The sequence below is a fragment of the Pseudomonas sp. genome, from assembly GCF_037994325.1.
Taxonomy (GTDB): Bacteria; Pseudomonadota; Gammaproteobacteria; order Pseudomonadales; family Pseudomonadaceae; genus Aquipseudomonas.
Genome location: NZ_JBBNAH010000015.1, coordinates 1 through 17,103, shown reverse-complemented (window position 1 = coordinate 17,103; position 17,103 = coordinate 1). Strand labels below are relative to the sequence as shown.

Here is a 17,103-nt window from a genome sequence, read left to right as displayed (position 1 = left end):
GGCAAACGGATGACGCAGCACGATGGTTTCGTTGCGGTCCGGGCCGGTAGAAATGATATCGATCGGCGCGCCGACCAACTCTTCCACACGCTTGATGTATGCACGAGCGTTGGCCGGCAATTCGTCCAGGCTCTTGGCACCCAGGGTCGACTCGCTCCAGCCCGGCACTTCTTCGTACACCGGCTCAAGACCGATATAGCTATCGGCGTCGGTCGGGGCGTCGATCACAGCACCGTTCTCATTTTTGTAGCCCACGCAGATACGGATGGTTTCCAGACCGTCGAGCACGTCCAGCTTGGTCAGGCACAGGCCCGAGATGCTGTTGATTTCGATGGCGCGACGCAGGATAACGGCGTCAAACCAACCGCAACGACGAGCACGGCCGGTGGTAGCACCGAACTCGTGGCCACGCTTGGCCAGGAACGCGCCCACGTCGTCAAAGAGCTCAGTCGGGAACGGGCCCGAACCAACACGAGTGGTGTACGCCTTGGTGATGCCGAGGATGTAATCCAGGTACATCGGGCCAAAACCGGAACCGGTGGCGATACCGCCAGCAGTGGTGTTGGAACTGGTCACATAGGGGTAGGTACCGTGGTCGATGTCGAGCAGAGAACCCTGCGCGCCTTCGAACATGATGTCTTTGCTCTCGCGGCGCAGGTCGTGCAGTACGGAGGTCACGTCCGCCATCATCGGCTTCAGCAGCTCGGCATATTCCATGCACTCATCCAGGGTTTTCTGGAAGTCGATGGCCGGCTCTTTGTAGTAATTCACCAGCACGAAGTTGTGGTAATCCAGCAACTCGCCGAGCTTGGCGGCAAAGCGTTCGCGGTGGAACAGATCGCCAATACGCAGGCCGCGGCGGGCGACTTTATCTTCGTAAGCTGGGCCGATACCACGACCGGTAGTGCCGATCTTGGCTTCGCCACGAGCGCGCTCACGGGCCTGGTCCAGCGCTACGTGATAAGAAAGGATCAGCGGGCAAGCAGGGCTGATGCGCAGACGCTCACGCACCGGCACGCCTTTCTCTTCCAGCTTGATGATTTCACGCATCAAGGCGTCCGGCGCAACCACCACACCGTTACCGATCAGGCATTGCACGCCTTCGCGCAGCACGCCCGAGGGGATCAGGTGCAAGACGGTTTTCTCGCCATTGATCACCAGGGTATGACCTGCGTTGTGACCGCCCTGGTAACGAACGACCGCAGCAGCGTGTTCAGTCAGCAGATCAACGATCTTGCCTTTGCCCTCATCACCCCATTGGGTGCCCAGGACGACGACATTCTTACCCATAACACTTGTCCTCTTCGAAGCTTGATGCCGGCCGTAAGCCAGCGGAAACCTTTAAATAGCTAACGGCACAACCTGCCAGCGCCCGTCAACGAGCACCAACTGGCGATCACAGCCCGCCTCTTGTGCAGCAGAAACATCCTGGCCAGGCAACGCCTGCACGACGCGAGTACTATCCGCGCGCAACTGACGAACCGCCTTCCACAGGTACAAATCGTGATTGTCCGGCGCCCAGACCCCGGCCTCTGGCTCATCGAGCTGCATAGCGCCCAATGTCACCAGGGTTTTCAGGTCGGTAGAGAAACCAGTAGCGGGGCGCGCCCGGCCAAAGTCAGCACCGATATCATCATAGCGGCCGCCCTGGGCGATTGACTGACCAACGCCAGGCACAAATGCCGCGAACACCACACCGGTGTGGTAGTGGTAGCCACGCAGCTCGCCGAGATCAAAGTACAACGGCACTTCGGGATAACGACGTTCAAGCGTGTCGGCAATGGCAATCAGCTCATCCAGCGCCAGGTGCACATCCTCCGGCGCCTCAACCAGGCAGGCCTGAGCCAGGTCCAGCACTTCGCGCTCACCGCACAGTTCAGCCAGGGCGCGGAGCATTTTCTGCAAATCGGCCGGAACGTCCTCGGTCAGCGCAGCCACTTCATCAACAGCCTTGCGTTGCAGGGCGTCAAACAGTTGCTGCTCAACTTCACCGGACAGGTTGGCAGCACGCGCCAGACCACGGTAGATACCGACATGGCCCAGGTCGATATGCACGTCCGGCACAGCGGCCAGCTCGAGCATTTCCAACAACAGGCTAATCACCTCAACGTCGCTGGCCGGGCTGGCATCGCCATACAACTCGGCGCCCAACTGAATCGGGCTACGCGAGGTAGTCAGCGCGCGAGGCTGCGCGTGCAGCACGCTGCCGGCATAGCACAGACGGTTCGGCCCTTCACGGCGCAAGGTATGCGCATCAATACGCGCCACCTGCGGCGTGATGTCGGCGCGAAAGCCCATCTGCCGACCGGTTTGCGGGTCGATGACTTTAAAGGTGCGCAGATCCAGATCCTGGCCCGCGCCGGTCAGCAGCGATTCCAGGTATTCAATATGTGGAGTAACGACGAACTCATAGCCCCAGCGCTGGAACAGATCCAGCACCTGGCGGCGCGCCGCTTCAATGCGCGCCGCTTCCGGCGGCAGTACTTCCTCGATGCCATCTGGCAGCAGCCAGCGGTCTACCGTTGCCATTTCGCCATTCCCCTCGTTGCGGGCGGCAGCCATTAATGAAGCCAGTAAAGGAGGACTGTTCCCAGCAGCATGCTGGAGAGCCCGACTAGGCGTAAGTGACGATCAGACAGCTGTAAAAGCTGCATAAATGTCTCACGCCAACCTCGTGGATATAGGAACGGCAGGATGCCTTCCAGCACCAGCACTAAACATAACGCGATGCCAAGTTCCTGCCACATGGTTCCCACAGACGCAAAAAAGCCGGGAATTTCCCGGCTGACGCATCATAACAACCTTTGCCTGATCGGTCACCCCGACGGTCGACAAGCGACCGTCGGGAGCAACGCTATCAAGGCTTGGACTTTTCCAGATAACGGAAGAAGTCGCTGCTTGGATCGAGTACCAACACGTCACGCTTGTCCGCAAAGCTTTCACGGTAAGCGCGCAGGCTGCGGTAGAAACCATAGAACTCCTGGTCCATGCCGTAAGCCTGAGCGTAGATAGCCGACGCTTTCGCATCGCCATCACCGCGAGCCTCTTCAGCCTCGCGATACGCTTCTGCCAAGATCACGCGCTTCTGCCGGTCAGCATCGGCACGAATACCTTCAGCCAGCTCTTTACCTTTGGCGCGATGCTCACGGGCTTCGCGCTCACGCTCGGAGCTCATGCGATCAAACACGCTGCGGTTAACTTCTTTCGGCAGGTCGATAGCCTTGACGCGCACATCGACAACCTCAACGCCCAGCTCTTTCTCAGCAGCTTTATTGAGCACGCTGGTCACTTCAGTCATCAACGCATCGCGCTCGCCGGAAACCGACTCATGCAAGGTGCGCTTACCGAATTGGTCACGCAGCGAGGCCTCAAGACGACGAGACAAACGCTCATCGGCGATCTGCTTGATACCGGAGGTGGCCTTGTAATAGGTCTCTGCATCTTTCACACGCCACTTGGCGTAGGCATCGACCATCAGGGCTTTTTTCTCAAGAGTCAGGAAGCGCGAGGTGGAGGAGTCCAACGTCATCAGACGCGCATCAAACTTACGCACCTGGTTGAAGTACGGAATCTTCACATGCAGGCCAGGCTTAACGTCGACATCGACGATACGACCAAACTGCAGCAGCACCGCGCGTTCAGTTTGCGAAACGATGTAGAAGCAGTTCCAACCAGCCAGCAGGAGAACGATGCCAACAATCAGGGCGACCAGTGATTTATTGCTCATCAACGAGTCTCCCTTGTCCGCAGATCACGCTGCTGCAAATCGGCATTCACCCGCGCGCCTAAATCAGGAACAGCAGTAGCGGCAGACGAGCCCTGTGCGGGTGCAGCACCACGGCTGTCGATCATCTTATCGAGCGGTAGATAAAGAAGGTTATTCTGCCCCTTCTCACCGGTTACCAAGACCTTGCTCGTGTTAGTCATCAGCTCTTGCATGGTGTCCAGGTACAGACGCTCGCGAGTAACTTCCGGCGCCTTGCGGTACTCAGCAACCAATTTAGTGAAGCGGTCTGCCTCACCGGTTGCCCGGGATACCACTTCGTCACGGTAACCGCTGGCATCTTCAATCAGGCGCTGGGCCTGACCGCGAGCTTCGGGCACCACACCATTGGCGTAGGACTCAGCAAGGTTCTTTTCGCGCTGCTCGTCTTCACGGGCACGGATCACGTCATCAAAGGCTTCTTGAACTTCGCGCGGCGCGGCGGCGCTTTGCAAGTTCACCTGAGTCACGGTGATACCGGTTTTATAGGTGGTCATAAAACCCTGTAGGCGTTTTTTGACTTCCTCGGCCATCACTTCACGGCCTTCGGTTAGCACCTGATCCATCGCGGTGGAACCCACCACATGGCGGACCGAGCTATCGGTGGCCTGCTGCAGGCTCACTTCCGGCTGATCAACGTTAAGCACGAAGTCCTGCAGATTGCTGATCTTGTATTGAACAGTCAGCGGCACTTCGATGATGTTCTCGTCTTCGGTCAACATCTGCCCTTGCTTGCTGTAAGCACGCTCACGGGTGACGTTTTCCTGGAACTTGCGATCAATCGGAGGGAAATAGATGTTGAGGCCTGGACCGACTGTTTCGTAGTACTTGCCGAAGCGCAGTACAACAGCCTGCTCCTGCTCATCCACGACATAGACGGCGCTGTACAGCCAGATAGCCGCGAGTACCGCAACGACGATAGCGATCAGGCCAAAGCCACCGCCACCACTGCCACTCGAACCACTGTCGCTGTCACGTTTTTTACTGCCGCCGAACAACCCATTCAGGCTCTCCTGCAGCTTGCGGAAGGCTTCATCGAGATCAGGCGGACCTTTGCGGTCACCGCCGCCCTTGCGTCCACCCCAAGGGTCTTGATTATTCGAGTTGCCACCCGGCTCATTCCAAGCCATAGCGCTCTCCATACTGATAAAGCAAAGACGCGCCCACGGCGCGCCCGCCAATGCTACAGATGCCATCCAGCAGCAGCAAAGCCGCAGTCGTAGGCTTTATTGCAAAGTGTGTTGCTCTAAAAATTCCGACGGCTGCCAGCCTTCGCGACTGATCAACCGGTTCAACTCGACACGCGGAACACGCACAGCCAACAAGCTCGCGCCCTGCTCATCATGCGCTTCGGTTTGCACCACGCCCAACTCAAAAAACTGCGCACGCAGGCGCCCGAGCTTTTGCGGCAGGCACAAGGTACCGACAAACAAGTCATTACCCAGCAGTTCTGAAACCGCTTGCTGGAGCAAATCCAAACCGCGCCCATCACGGGCCGACAACCAGACGCGCTGCGGCTTGCCAGCCTCATCACGCTGAATCTGCGGCTCAACGCCCTCAAGCAAATCAAGTTTGTTGTAGACCTCAAGAATCGGCAGCGAATCGGCGCCAATTTCTGTGAGTACCGCCAGCACCTGCTCAATCTGTTGCTGGCGCTCCGGCTCGTGGGAGTCGATTACGTGCAGCAGCAAATCGGAATTGCTCGACTCCTCCAGCGTAGCGCGAAAGGCCTCGACCAGTTTGTGCGGCAAATGGCGGATAAAACCCACGGTATCAGCCAGCACGATCGGGCCAAGATCCTCCAACTCCAAGCGCCGCAGCGTTGGGTCGAGGGTGGCGAACAGCTGGTCCGCCGCATAAACGTCTGACTGCGTAACGGCGTTAAACAGGGTGGATTTACCGGCGTTGGTGTAACCCACCAACGAAACGGTCGGAATATCGGCACGCTTACGGCCACGACGCGCCTGATCACGCTGACTGCGCACACGCTCGAGCTTTTGCTTGATTTGGCCGATACGAACGCGCAGCAAACGACGGTCCGTTTCCAACTGGGTTTCACCAGGACCGCGCAGACCAATACCGCCTTTCTGCCGCTCCAAGTGAGTCCAGCCGCGCACCAGGCGCGTACTCAGGTGATCAAGCTGCGCCAGCTCAACCTGCAACTTACCCTCGTGGGTACGGGCACGCTGAGCAAAGATATCCAGAATCAACCCGGTGCGATCAAGCACGCGACACTCGAACACACGTTCAAGGTTACGTTCCTGACTCGGGGTAAGGATGTGGTTGAAGATAACCAGATGCGCCTGCTCGGCCTTGACCAGATCGCGTAACTCCTCGACCTTGCCACTGCCAATCAGAAATTTTGCGGTCGGCCGATGACGTGGCACGTTAATGAACGCCACCGTGTCCGCGCCCGCTGAATGAGCGAGCTCTTGGAACTCCTGCGGATCTTCGCGCGCCTCTGGGTCTTGGCCTTCCAGATGAACCAGGATGGCCCGTTCACCGCCTTCATGACGCTCGAAGAACAAAGCAGACTCCTATCAGGCGTTACCTGGTTCTGCTTCGACTTGCTCGCCTTCTGTCGCGCTAGGCAGACGAACCGGACGGCTCGGTACCACAGTGGAGATAGCGTGCTTGTAGACCATTTGGCTGACAGTGTTTTTCAGCAAAATAACAAACTGGTCGAAGGATTCGATCTGGCCTTGCAGCTTAATGCCGTTAACCAAATAAATTGAAACCGGTACGCGTTCCTTACGCAGGGTATTGAGGTAAGGGTCTTGTAGCGAATGCCCTTTTGACATGAGCCGCACTCCTTTGGAGATCGATAGTTATAGTATGAAAAGTGGTGGACTTCGCCGCCTCACCCCCAAGGATAGACGGCAATAAGCAAGGTCTCAGTCCAATATGGAGACCGACTTCAAGTATTTCAAGGCACGCGGCAGATTGTCGCAATCCAGACTGTCTAGCCAGTGCAGATTGGACCAACTGCGCAGCCAGGTGAACTGTCTTTTGGCTAATTGACGGGTGGCGATGATGCCACGCTCGACCATTTGCTCTCGACTCAGGCTGCCGTCCAGATAATCCCAGACTTGGCGATAACCCACTGCCCGTATAGACGGTAACCCCACGTGCAGGTCACCTCTATTTCGCAGGGTTTCGACCTCTTCGACAAATCCCTGTTCCATCATGGCCAGAAATCTTTCGGCAATCCGCACGTGCAAGACCTGGCGCTGCGCAGGCGCAATTGCCAAGTTCGCGACAGTATAGGGGAATTGTACGGCCGCGGCTGTGCTAGAACCGCCGTTTTGAGCGGCCTGACGCTCTCTATGCGACGTCATGGTCTGGCCGCTGACCAAAAAAACCTCCAGGGCGCGACTTAAACGTTGCGGATCGTTGGGGTGAATTCGCGCCGCCGACTGCGGATCAATAGTTGCCAATTCAGCATGTAGCGCATCCCAGCCTTCAGTAGCCGCACGCAATTCAAGTTGCGCACGCACCTCAGGATCGGCAGCCGGCATATCCGCCAAGCCGTCCTGCAGCGCTTTGTAATACAGCATGGTGCCGCCGACCAGCAGCGGAATACGGCCCTTGGCGGTGATTTCAGCCATGGCGGCCAGCGCATCGGCGCAAAACTCGGCGGCCGAATAGGGCTCGGACGGATCGCGAATATCGATCAGACGATGCGGGTGCTCCGCCAGTAGGGCCTTTGAAGGCTTGGCTGTGCCGATATCCATGCCCCGATAGACCAGCGCCGAGTCGACGCTGACCAGCTCACAGGGAAACTGCTGACTCAGCGCGATAGCCAGGTCAGTCTTGCCGGCAGCAGTCGGCCCCATCAGGAAAATCGCCGGAGGCAGGCGACTGGACATAAAAGGAAGTCCTTAGCGGCCGCGCATAAAGAGTTTGTCGAGGTCGTCCATGCCCAATTGGGTCCAGGTCGGTCGGCCGTGATTGCACTGGCCGCTGCGCTCGGTGCTTTCCATATCGCGAAGCAAACCGTTCATTTCCGGAATAGTCAGACGGCGATTGGCGCGCACAGCACCGTGGCAGGCCATGGTACCGAGCAACTCATTGAGGTGCGCCTGAATGCGGTCACTGGTGCCGTACTCCATCAAGTCGGCCACCACATCATGGACCAGGCGATTGGCTTCAGCCTGTTTCAATAGCGCTGGAATCTGGCGGATCGCCAGGGTTTCCGGGCCAAGGCGCTGCAATTCAAAGCCCAGGCGCTGGAACCAGGTGGCATGCTCTTCGGCGCAATCGGCTTCGCGCTGGCTCACGGCAATCGACTCCGGCACCAACAACGGCTGGCCGCTCAGGCCTTCGCTGGCCATAGCGACTTTCAAGCGTTCGTACATGATGCGCTCGTGAGCAGCATGCATATCCACCAGTACCATGCCGATGGCGTTCTCGGCGAGGATATACACGCCTTTCAACTGCGCCAGCGCGTAGCCCAACGGCGGAATGTCGCCGCCATTCTCGGGCAGCGGAGCCGGCGCCGCGCCATTGGCCAGTGGAGCAAAGTACTCACGGTAGACGCCCTGAGCCTCTGCTATTGGAAGTCCCTGGGAAGGGGTCGGCGCCGAGTAGCCGCCCTGATAACCGCTGCCTGGCGAGCGCCAAACGTTTTCCGCCGGACGCTCCAGCAAGTTGGCCGACAGGCTCATTTCATTCTGCGGGCCAAACTCGCCAGCCGCTTGCCCGGTCGGGCGCAACATCCCCGCCACCGCTGCTGGAGCGGCCAATTGATCTTCCGGGCGCACCTCACCAAGGGCGCGGTGCAGCGTGCCATAGAGGAAGTCATGCACCATGCGTCCATCGCGAAAGCGCACTTCATGCTTGGTCGGGTGCACATTGACGTCGACCACCAAAGGGTCGATTTCCAGAAACAGCACAAAGGTCGGATGCCGGCCGTTGAACAGCACATCGCGGTAGGCCTGGCGTACCGCATGGGCCACCAGCTTGTCGCGCACCGCGCGGCCATTTACATAGAAGTACTGCAAGTCAGCCTGACTGCGGGAAAAGGTCGGCAAGCCCACCCAACCCCACATGCGCAAACCATTGCGCTCGATTTCGATCGGCAGCGCCTGCTCGAGAAACGCCGGGCCGCAAACTGCTGCCACGCGACGGGCGCGTGCCGTCTCGTCATGAGCCTCATGCAGGGCCAACACGCTCTTGCCGTTATGGCGCAGATGGAACGCCACATCAAAGCGAGCCAGCGCCAGGCGCTTGACCACTTCCTGAAGATGATCGAACTCGGTCTTCTCGGCTTTGAGGAATTTTCGCCGCGCCGGGGTATTGAAGAACAGGTCACGAACTTCCACCGAGGTGCCCACCGGGTGCGCTGTCGGTTGCACGCGAGGCGCCATATCGCGGCCTTCGGTTTCCACCTGCCAGGCTTGCTCGGCGTCGGCAGTACGGGAGGTGAGCGTCAAACGCGCTACGGAGCTGATAGAGGCCAGCGCCTCTCCACGAAAGCCCATGCTCATGACGCTTTCAAGGTCTTCCAACTCGCGAATCTTGCTGGTGGCGTGGCGCGCCAGGGCCAGCGGCAAGTCGTCGGCAGCAATACCGCTGCCATCGTCACGCACGCGCAGCAACTTGGTGCCGCCCAATTCGACGTCGACATCAATGCGCGACGCGCCAGAATCGAGGCTGTTTTCCAACAGCTCTTTGATCACCGAGGCCGGGCGTTCAACCACCTCACCGGCGGCAATCTGGTTGGCCAGGCGCGGGCTAAGTAGCTCGATCCGCGCTTGCGTGAGCGTCTGCGCAGTCATGGCTGCGACGCCAGCGCAGTGGGCGGAATCTGCAAGTGCTGGCCGACCTTGAGGGAGTCGCTCTTGAGGTTATTGCTGGAGCGAATCGCTGCCTGGCTCACCTGATAACGCTGGGCAATCATCGCCAGGCTCTCGCCGGGCGCCACCAAATGGTCGCGCGGGCCGGGCGCAATTTTGCCCGAGTCACGCATCCAGGCGATGTAAGTGCCCGGTGGCGGGTTCTGCTGGAAGAACTGGCGAATACCACTGGAAATCGAACGGGCCAGCGACTGTTGATGGCTACCGGAAGCAAGCTTTACCGACTCGTTAGGGTTCGAGATAAAACCGGTTTCCACCAGAATCGACGGGATATCCGGCGACTTCAGCACCATAAACCCGGCTTGTTCAACACGGCGCTTGTGCAGCGAGGTAACGCTACCAAGATTGCTCAACACCTTCTGACCGACGTTAAGGCTGGAAGACAACGACGCGGTCATCGACAGATCGAGCAGTACGCCCGCCAGCATCGGGTCTTTATCGTCGAGGCTGACGTTGCCGGCACCACCGATCAAGTCGGAGCGGTTTTCACTGTCAGCCAACCAGCGCGCGGTTTCCGAGGTGGCGCCGCGATCAGACAGGGCAAATACTGAGGCGCCAAAGGCCGACGAGCTTGGCGCGGCATCCGCATGAATCGACACAAACAGGTCGGCGCCTTTCTTGCGAGCGATCTCGGTACGTTTACGCAGCGGAATAAAGTAGTCGCCGGTACGCACCAGCTCAGCGCGGTAGCCCTTGGTGGCATTCACTTGGCGTTGCAGTTCTTTGGCAATGCCCAGAACCACGTCCTTCTCTCGGGCGCCACGCGGGCCAAGAGCGCCGGGGTCTTCGCCGCCGTGGCCGGCATCGATGGCCACTACGATGTCACGCTTACCGCCAGGGGTGGGCGGCGTTTGCTTGGGTAGGGGCTGGGTTGGCGACACCGGCACTTCCGGCGCCGACGCAGTACTGGTCGAGGGCAGGCTTGGCGCGGTGTCGGCGCCTTGGTCGAACAGGTCGACGACCAGGCGATCACCGTATTGCTGGTTCGGCGCCAGGGTAAAACTCTTTGGAGTTACCGGGGCAGACAGGTCGATCACGATGCGCAGGTCAGTGGGCGAGCGCTGCGCCGAGCGCACGCTAGTGATCGGTGTGTTGGCGATGGACAGTTGCTCAAGCTTGGTGCCCAGGGTGGCGCCATTGACGTCGATAACGATGCGATTGGGCGAGGTCAGGGTGAACACGCTGTGGGTCACCGGGCCAGACAGGTCGAATACCAGACGGGTGTTATCCGGCGCGCGCCAGAGCCGCACGCTGCGAATATCGGACGCAGCAAAAACATCGGCAGCCATAACGGCAAGCAGCACAGCAACCCCGGTAAACAGCGCGCGAATGCGCATACCCAACCCCACTCTTTTATGGCTTGTTCAAAGCTTTTCGTATTTGGCTAAGGCGGCACACCAGGTCTCGCCCAAACTGTTGTGTGGCGTAAAACGCAGCAAGCGCCCGCTCTTATGCGGGCTAATGGTAATGGTCAGGTCAGCCTTTGGCAAAACGCCGGCGCCGCGCTGCGGCCATTCGATCAGGCACAGTGCATCGCCTTCGAAATAATCGCGAATACCAAGAAACTCCAGCTCTTCGGGATCGGCCAGGCGGTAGAGGTCAAAGTGGTAAGCCCGTACAGCACCCAGCTCGTAGGGTTCGACCAAGGTAAAGGTGGGGCTTTTGACCGCCCCGCTATGCCCCAGGCCGCGAATAATGCCGCGCGACAGCGTGGTTTTACCGGCGCCCAAGTCACCGTGCAGATAAATGATGCCGCGACCACCCGTCACGTCGGCAATCTGCGCGCCGAGGGCCAGCATCGCCTCTTCGTCTGCCTTATAGATATCCACACTTACTTCAGACATGGCGACTGTTCCTGCAAAAGCTGACGAATAACGGCGATCAAATCACTGGCAGCCAGACCACGCCCCTCGGCGCCGAGCTGCTCACCGGCACGGGCATGCAGCCAGACGGCCAAACTTGCCGCCTCGAACGCCGCCAGCCCCTGCGCCAGCAAGGCGCCGACCACGCCAGCCAGCACATCGCCCAAGCCGGCGCCGGCCATGGCCGGATGGCCGTGATCACACAGGCTTAAACGGCCATCGGGCGCGGCAATCAAACTGTCTGCGCCCTTGAGCACCGCGACTACGGCATATTTCTGCGCCAGGGCGTGTGCGGCCGCTGGACGATCTGACTGTACTTGCGCGGTGGAAATTCCCAGCAAACGCGCGGCCTCGCCTGGGTGCGGCGTAATAACGCTGTTGCCAGGCATGGCAACAGGCGCCTGAGCCAGCAGGTTCAGAGCATCGGCGTCCCAGACTTGCGGCAGCTTGGAACTACGGACAACCGAGAACAGACTGCGGCCCCAGGCCTCTTGCCCCAGCCCTGGCCCGACCACCAACACCGTGGCCTTTTTAACCAGCGCCAGCAGTTGATTGGCCGAGCTGATACCGGCGCTCATCATTTCCGGGCGACGCACCAAGGCAGCAGCAACATGCTCCGGCCGCGTCGCCAAAGACACCAAACCGGCGCCACAGCGCAAAGCAGTTTCGGCGGTCAGCAACGTGGCGCCGCCAAAACCGCGATCACCGCCCACCACCAGCACATGGCCGAATTGGCCTTTATGGGCGGTGCGTGAACGGGGTGGTAACGGCGGCAGGTTGGCGGGCGCCAGGCGCTGGGCGGCGGCGTGCGAAGCGGTGGGCAATGTGTCGTCAGAATGCGGCATGCGTCGGTCAGCTCAGATGTCTGGCAGAATTATACCCACGTCCGCCCCGGTTGCCCCGCTCCCATGTCCACATCTTCCCTTGATCTCGCCCAACTCGCCCAGTCGATTAAAGACTGGGGCCGCGAGCTCGGCTTTCAGCAAGTCGGCATCGCCGGGCCGGAGTTGGGCGAGCACGAGGCGCACTTGCAGCGCTGGCTGGATGCCGGTTACCACGGCGAGATGGAGTACATGGGCGCCCACGGCAGCAAACGCTCGCACCCGGATGAACTGGTGCCCGGCACCTTACGCGTGGTGTCACTGCGCATGGATTACCTGCCCGGCGACACGCTGATGGCTCAGCGCCTGGGCCAGCCAGAAACCGCTTATGTGTCGCGCTATGCCTTAGGTCGCGACTACCACAAGCTCATCCGCAAACGCCTGCAACAACTGGCCGAACGCATTCAGCAGGCCATCGGGCCATTTGGCTATCGCGCCTTTGTCGACAGCGCGCCGGTGCTGGAAAAAGCCATTGCCGAACAAGCCGGCCTGGGCTGGATCGGCAAAAACACCCTGGTACTCAACCGTAAAGCCGGCAGCTACTTTTTTCTCGGCGAGCTGTTTGTCGACTTGCCGCTGCCGGTCGATGAGCCGACCACCAGCGAGCACTGCGGCCGTTGCACCGCTTGCCTGGATATCTGCCCGACCGCCGCCTTCGTTGGCCCTTATGTGCTGGATGCGCGGCGCTGCATTTCCTACCTGACCATCGAACTCAAAGGGCCGATTCCCACCGAGCTGCGACCACTGATTGGCAACCGCGTGTTTGGTTGCGATGACTGCCAGATCGTCTGCCCGTGGAACCGCTTCGCCCGCCCCACCGAGCAAAGCGACTTTCAGCCACGGCATAGTTTGGATAACGCGCAGCTAGCGGAGTTGTTCAGATGGACCGAGGACGAGTTCTTAAGCCGCACCGAAGGCTCGCCGCTGCGGCGCGCAGGGTATGAACGCTGGCTGCGCAATTTGGCCGTGGGCTTGGGTAACGCGCCGAGCAGCATTCCCGTGCTGGAAGCCTTGGAAGCGCGGCGCGAGGATGGATCAGAGATGGTGCGTGAGCATGTGCAGTGGGCGTTGGCCCAGCATGGACGGTAGCCGTCCGACCGTCGTCCCCGCGCAGGCGGGGATCCAGCATTTAGGATGCGACATACGCACGCCTGAAAACGCCTAGGTTCCCGCCTTCGCGGGAATGACGGTATTCAGAACTGTAGGCTGGATCGGTCCGAGCAACGTGAGCCCAGCGCCCGCTATCAAAACTTCTTAATAAAGTGCTCGCGGTAGTACTTCAGCTCTGCGATGGAGTCGTAAATATCGTCCAGCGCCAGGTGGCTGCCCTTCTTGCTAAAGCCATCACGAATCTGCGGCGCCCAACGCACGACCAGCTCTTTAAGGGTGGAAACGTCCAGGTAACGGTAGTGAAAGTACGCTTCCAGGTTGGGCATATAGCGGTAGAGGAAACGACGATCCTGGCCAATGCTGTTGCCGCAGATGGGCGACTTGCCCTTGGGCACCCACTGCTCAAGGAAGGCGATGGTCTGCGCTTCGGCTTCTTGGGCGCTGATTTTGCTCTCGCGCACACGCTGGGTCAGACCGCTTTCGCCGTGGGTGCGGGTGCACCATTCGTCCATAGCGGCCAATACTTCATCACTTTGATGCACGGCAATCACCGGGCCTTCGGCCAGCACGTTGAGATTGCTGTCGGTAACGATGGTGGCCATTTCGATGATCACATCGGTTTCCGGCTCCAGGCCGGTCATTTCCAGATCGATCCAGATCAAGTTCTGCGGGTTTTGCATAATGGCGCTCCTCGTACGTAGTGGCGCAGTTTAGCTCAGCCACAGCACGCGGCGGCAGACTCGAGCGGCGTGCTAAACTCCGCGCCCACCTGCGCTCACGCAGGCCTCGTATTGTTAACCGGAAGTCCCATGGCCAAACGCCAGCTCAACCGTCGCCAAAACTGGCGCATTGACAAGATTCAAGGCGAGCGCGCCGCGCGTGCCGCCAAGCGCGAGTCGCAGTCACTCGACGCACTGGAAGGCGGCGACCTCGGCCCAGAGCAAATTGGCCTGGTGATCGCCCACTTCGGCGTGCAAGTGGAAGTAGAAGCGCAAGACGGCGAATTGGCCGGCCAAGTCTTCCGCTGCCACCTACGTGCCAACCTGCCTGCACTGGTCACCGGCGACCAAGTGGTATGGCGCGCCGGCAACCAAGGCATCGGTGTTATCGTCGCGCAGTTGCCGCGCAAAACTGAGCTATGCCGCCCTGACAGCCGCGGCCAGCTCAAGCCCGTGGCGTCCAACGTCGACCTGATCGTTATCGTCTTCGCCCCGCTGCCAGAACCCCACGCCAATCTGATCGACCGCTACCTGGTAGCCGCCGAACATGCCGGCATCCGCCCTTTGTTGCTGCTGAACAAGGCCGATCTTATCGACGATAAAAACGCCGTGGCGTTGAATGCGCTGTTGGGCGTTTATCGCCAACTGGGTTATCCGCTGCTGGAAGTGTCGGCGCACCATGGCAATGGCATGCAGCTGTTGCAGGCTGAGCTGGATGGGCATGTCAGCGTGTTTGTGGGGCAGTCGGGCGTGGGCAAGTCCTCCCTGGTCAACAGCCTGCTGCCGGAAGTGGAAACCCGTGTGGGGCCACTGTCGGAGCTGACCGGCAAAGGCACGCACACCACCACCACGGCGCGGCTGTTTCACTTTCCTGGCGGCGGCGAGCTGATCGACTCCCCCGGTATCCGCGAATTCGGCTTGGTGCATGTCAGCCGTGATGACGTAGAAGCTGGTTTTATCGAGTTCCACGACCTCATCGGCCAGTGCCGTTTCCGCGACTGCAAACATGACCGCGAACCCGGTTGCGCCTTGCTTAAAGCACTGGAAGAGGGCCGCGTGCAACCGCAGCGCATGGCCAGTTACCGGCACATTATTTCGACCCTGCCGGAACAGGATTACTAGGGCTGCGAACTGCTGAAACGAAAAGGCCGCGTTAATACGCGGCCTTTTTTATGGCAAAGCAAAAAAACCTCTGCCCGCAGGTGGAGCGGTAAGCACCGAACCGCGTAAGGGGTGCGCACAGCACCCCGGTTTGACGTTATGCCAGGATAACGATGCTCTCGCCGGTCATTTCCGCAGGCTTAGGCAAGCCCAGCAACGCCAGCATGGTCGGCGCCACGTCAGCCAACACGCCGCCATCGCGGATTTTCAGCGGGCGTTTACCCACGTAGATAAACGGCACCGGCTCGCAGGTATGGGCGGTGTGGGCTTGGCCGGTGCTTTCGTCTTGCATTTGTTCGACGTTGCCGTGGTCGGCGGTGATCAGCGCTTCGCCGCCCACTTTGTCCAGCGCAGCAACGATACGGCCGACGCATTCGTCGAGGCATTCCACGGCTTTAACCGCAGCGGAAAACACACCGGTGTGGCCGACCATATCGCCGTTGGCGTAGTTGACCACGATAACGTCGTAGCGCTGCTGCTCAATGGCTTCGACGATGCGGTCGGTAACAATCGGCGCGTTCATTTCCGGCTGCAGGTCGTAGGTGGCGACTTTTGGCGATGGAATCAGAATGCGCTCTTCGCCTTCAAACGGTTCTTCGCGCCCGCCGGAAAAGAAGAAGGTGACGTGGGCATACTTCTCGGTTTCGGCGATGCGCAGTTGGGTTTTGCCGTTTTTCGCCAAGTATTCGCCCAGCACGTTGTCCAGGCTGCTGGCGGCAAAGGCGATGGGCGCTTTGATGCTGGCGGCGTACTGGGTGAGCATGACAAAGCCGGCCAATTGCGGGGCGCGCGCGCGGGTGAAGTCGGCGAAGTCGGGCTCGACAAAAGCGCGAGTCAGTTCGCGGGCGCGGTCAGCGCGGAAGTTCATAAAGATCACGGCGTCGCCGTCTTGCACTTTCGCTGGCGCGCCAATGCGTGTGGCTTTGACGAATTCGTCGCTCTCGCCACGGCCGTAGGCGGCCTCCAACGCAGCCTGGGCGTTGTCGGCGGTGAACTCGGCCTTGCTGTCGACGATCAGGCTGTAGGCCTGCTCAACGCGGTCCCAGCGGTTGTCGCGGTCCATGGCAAAGTAGCGGCCAATGATGGTGGCGGTGCGGCCTTTACCAAGTTTGGCGAAGGTGTCGTCCAGCAATTGCAGCGACGGTTGCGCGCTCTTCGGCGGGGTGTCGCGGCCGTCGAGAAAAGCGTGCAGGTAGATGTGTTCGGCGCCGCGCTGGGCAGCCAGTTCTGCCATGGCGACCAGATGGTCCTGATGGCTGTGTACGCCGCCATCGGAAAGTAGGCCGAGGATATGCACGGCTTTGCCGGCGCTTACGGCCTTATCCACGGCGGTAACGATGGCCGGATTTTCGAAGAACTCGCCGTCGCGGATAGCTTTGGTCACGCGGGTGAAGTCTTGGTACACCACGCGGCCAGCGCCGAGGTTCATATGGCCGACTTCCGAGTTACCCATTTGCCCGTCGGGCAAGCCCACATCCATACCGCTGCCAGAAATCAGCCCGTTAGGCTGGGTGGCGCGCAGGTGATGGTAAACGGGGGTGTTGGCGGCGTAGATGGCGTTGGACTCGGGGCTGTCACTGTGACCGAAGCCATCGAGGATGATTAGCACCAGTGGTTTGGGCGTGGCAGTCATTATCCGGCTCGCTTTTGGAGGAAATATTTTTGGGTTAATTGGCTCGAAAACGTAGCGAGCGAAGGTCAGGCAAGGCAAAAACGGGGGACGAAGCGGAGTTGACTGTAGTCAATGAG

The 17,103-nt window shown here is 59.8% G+C and carries 15 protein-coding genes and 1 pseudogene; 2 read left to right on the top strand and 14 right to left on the bottom strand.

Going from position 1 to position 17,103, the window contains the following annotated elements; genetic code table 11:
* The 12 genes and pseudogenes from AAAB16_RS00510 to AAAB16_RS00455 all read right to left on the bottom strand — a co-directional run.
* Positions 1 to 1,290, bottom strand: a 1,290-nt coding sequence (locus AAAB16_RS00510; RefSeq protein ID WP_340661564.1) for an adenylosuccinate synthase, incomplete at its 3' end; no start/stop codon positions are given.
* Between the two features lie 51 nt (positions 1,291 to 1,341).
* Positions 1,342 to 2,529 (bottom strand): ATP phosphoribosyltransferase regulatory subunit, encoded by a 1,188-nt coding sequence (locus tag AAAB16_RS00505; protein WP_340661563.1) that lies wholly within the window; start codon positions 2,527 to 2,529, stop codon positions 1,342 to 1,344.
* Between the two features lie 32 nt (positions 2,530 to 2,561).
* The gene (locus AAAB16_RS00500) at positions 2,562 to 2,747 is read right to left on the bottom strand and encodes a DUF2065 domain-containing protein (protein WP_110615709.1); all 186 of its coding nucleotides are present in this window, start codon (positions 2,745 to 2,747) and stop codon (positions 2,562 to 2,564) included.
* A gap of 110 nt (positions 2,748 to 2,857) precedes the next feature.
* Positions 2,858 to 3,727 (bottom strand): protease modulator HflC, encoded by an 870-nt coding sequence (gene hflC, locus AAAB16_RS00495; protein ID WP_340661562.1) that lies wholly within the window; start codon positions 3,725 to 3,727, stop codon positions 2,858 to 2,860.
* Positions 3,727 to 4,893 (bottom strand): FtsH protease activity modulator HflK, encoded by a 1,167-nt coding sequence (hflK, locus tag AAAB16_RS00490; RefSeq protein WP_340661561.1) that lies wholly within the window; start codon positions 4,891 to 4,893, stop codon positions 3,727 to 3,729. The genes hflC and hflK overlap by 1 nt, the downstream gene beginning before the upstream one ends.
* Positions 4,894 to 4,989: 96 nt before the next feature.
* The gene (gene hflX, locus AAAB16_RS00485; RefSeq protein ID WP_340661560.1) at positions 4,990 to 6,291 is read right to left on the bottom strand and encodes a ribosome rescue GTPase HflX; all 1,302 of its coding nucleotides are present in this window, start codon (positions 6,289 to 6,291) and stop codon (positions 4,990 to 4,992) included.
* Positions 6,292 to 6,303: 12 nt separating this feature from the next.
* Positions 6,304 to 6,564 carry an RNA chaperone Hfq gene (gene hfq / locus AAAB16_RS00480; protein WP_108097895.1) on the bottom strand — a complete coding sequence of 87 codons (261 nt, stop codon included), beginning with the start codon at positions 6,562 to 6,564 and terminating at the stop codon, positions 6,304 to 6,306.
* Between the two features lie 93 nt (positions 6,565 to 6,657).
* Positions 6,658 to 7,632, bottom strand: a complete 975-nt coding sequence (gene miaA / locus AAAB16_RS00475) for a tRNA (adenosine(37)-N6)-dimethylallyltransferase MiaA (protein ID WP_340661559.1) — start codon at positions 7,630 to 7,632, stop codon at positions 6,658 to 6,660.
* Between the two features lie 12 nt (positions 7,633 to 7,644).
* The gene (mutL, locus tag AAAB16_RS00470; protein ID WP_340661558.1) at positions 7,645 to 9,543 is read right to left on the bottom strand and encodes a DNA mismatch repair endonuclease MutL; all 1,899 of its coding nucleotides are present in this window, start codon (positions 9,541 to 9,543) and stop codon (positions 7,645 to 7,647) included.
* On the bottom strand, positions 9,540 to 10,970 hold the full coding sequence (locus AAAB16_RS00465) for an N-acetylmuramoyl-L-alanine amidase (RefSeq protein WP_340661557.1): 1,431 nt from the start codon (positions 10,968 to 10,970) through the stop codon (positions 9,540 to 9,542). The genes mutL and AAAB16_RS00465 overlap by 4 nt, the downstream gene beginning before the upstream one ends.
* Before the next feature lie 15 nt (positions 10,971 to 10,985).
* The gene (gene tsaE / locus AAAB16_RS00460) at positions 10,986 to 11,465 is read right to left on the bottom strand and encodes a tRNA (adenosine(37)-N6)-threonylcarbamoyltransferase complex ATPase subunit type 1 TsaE (protein WP_340661556.1); all 480 of its coding nucleotides are present in this window, start codon (positions 11,463 to 11,465) and stop codon (positions 10,986 to 10,988) included.
* Positions 11,453 to 12,286 (bottom strand): annotated as a pseudogene (locus AAAB16_RS00455) (NAD(P)H-hydrate dehydratase); the annotation flags it as partial. The pseudogene AAAB16_RS00455 and the gene tsaE, both read right to left, overlap by 13 nt.
* A gap of 105 nt (positions 12,287 to 12,391) precedes the next feature.
* Here AAAB16_RS00455 and queG point away from each other — a divergent pair.
* Positions 12,392 to 13,453, top strand: a complete 1,062-nt coding sequence (gene queG / locus AAAB16_RS00450; RefSeq protein ID WP_340661555.1) for a tRNA epoxyqueuosine(34) reductase QueG — start codon at positions 12,392 to 12,394, stop codon at positions 13,451 to 13,453.
* A gap of 155 nt (positions 13,454 to 13,608) precedes the next feature.
* On the opposite strand, the gene orn is transcribed toward queG, so the two are convergent.
* Positions 13,609 to 14,154, bottom strand: a complete 546-nt coding sequence (gene orn / locus AAAB16_RS00445) for an oligoribonuclease (protein ID WP_340661554.1) — start codon at positions 14,152 to 14,154, stop codon at positions 13,609 to 13,611.
* A 129-nt stretch (positions 14,155 to 14,283) separates the two neighbouring features.
* Here orn and rsgA point away from each other — a divergent pair, with 129 nt between their 5' ends.
* Positions 14,284 to 15,315 (top strand): small ribosomal subunit biogenesis GTPase RsgA, encoded by a 1,032-nt coding sequence (gene rsgA, locus AAAB16_RS00440; protein ID WP_340661553.1) that lies wholly within the window; start codon positions 14,284 to 14,286, stop codon positions 15,313 to 15,315.
* Positions 15,316 to 15,451: 136 nt separating this feature from the next.
* On the opposite strand, the gene gpmI is transcribed toward rsgA, so the two are convergent.
* Positions 15,452 to 16,987, bottom strand: coding sequence for a 2,3-bisphosphoglycerate-independent phosphoglycerate mutase (gpmI, locus tag AAAB16_RS00435; protein WP_340661552.1), 1,536 nt, complete (start codon positions 16,985 to 16,987; stop codon positions 15,452 to 15,454).
* Positions 16,988 to 17,103: the final 116 nt, after the last annotated feature.

Coding starts and splice junctions, on each gene's coding strand:
- AAAB16_RS00505 (WP_340661563.1), bottom strand. CDS start 2,529: ATGGCAACGGTAGACCGCTGGCTGCTGCCAGATGGCATCGAGGAAGTA.
- orn (WP_340661554.1), bottom strand. CDS start 14,154: ATGCAAAACCCGCAGAACTTGATCTGGATCGATCTGGAAATGACCGGC.
- mutL (WP_340661558.1), bottom strand. CDS start 9,543: ATGACTGCGCAGACGCTCACGCAAGCGCGGATCGAGCTACTTAGCCCG.
- hflC (WP_340661562.1), bottom strand. CDS start 3,727: ATGAGCAATAAATCACTGGTCGCCCTGATTGTTGGCATCGTTCTCCTG.
- hflK (WP_340661561.1), bottom strand. CDS start 4,893: ATGGCTTGGAATGAGCCGGGTGGCAACTCGAATAATCAAGACCCTTGG.
- hfq (WP_108097895.1), bottom strand. CDS start 6,564: ATGTCAAAAGGGCATTCGCTACAAGACCCTTACCTCAATACCCTGCGT.
- tsaE (WP_340661556.1), bottom strand. CDS start 11,465: ATGTCTGAAGTAAGTGTGGATATCTATAAGGCAGACGAAGAGGCGATG.
- AAAB16_RS00500 (WP_110615709.1), bottom strand. CDS start 2,747: ATGTGGCAGGAACTTGGCATCGCGTTATGTTTAGTGCTGGTGCTGGAA.
- gpmI (WP_340661552.1), bottom strand. CDS start 16,987: ATGACTGCCACGCCCAAACCACTGGTGCTAATCATCCTCGATGGCTTC.
- queG (WP_340661555.1), top strand. CDS start 12,392: ATGTCCACATCTTCCCTTGATCTCGCCCAACTCGCCCAGTCGATTAAA.
- miaA (WP_340661559.1), bottom strand. CDS start 7,632: ATGTCCAGTCGCCTGCCTCCGGCGATTTTCCTGATGGGGCCGACTGCT.
- rsgA (WP_340661553.1), top strand. CDS start 14,284: ATGGCCAAACGCCAGCTCAACCGTCGCCAAAACTGGCGCATTGACAAG.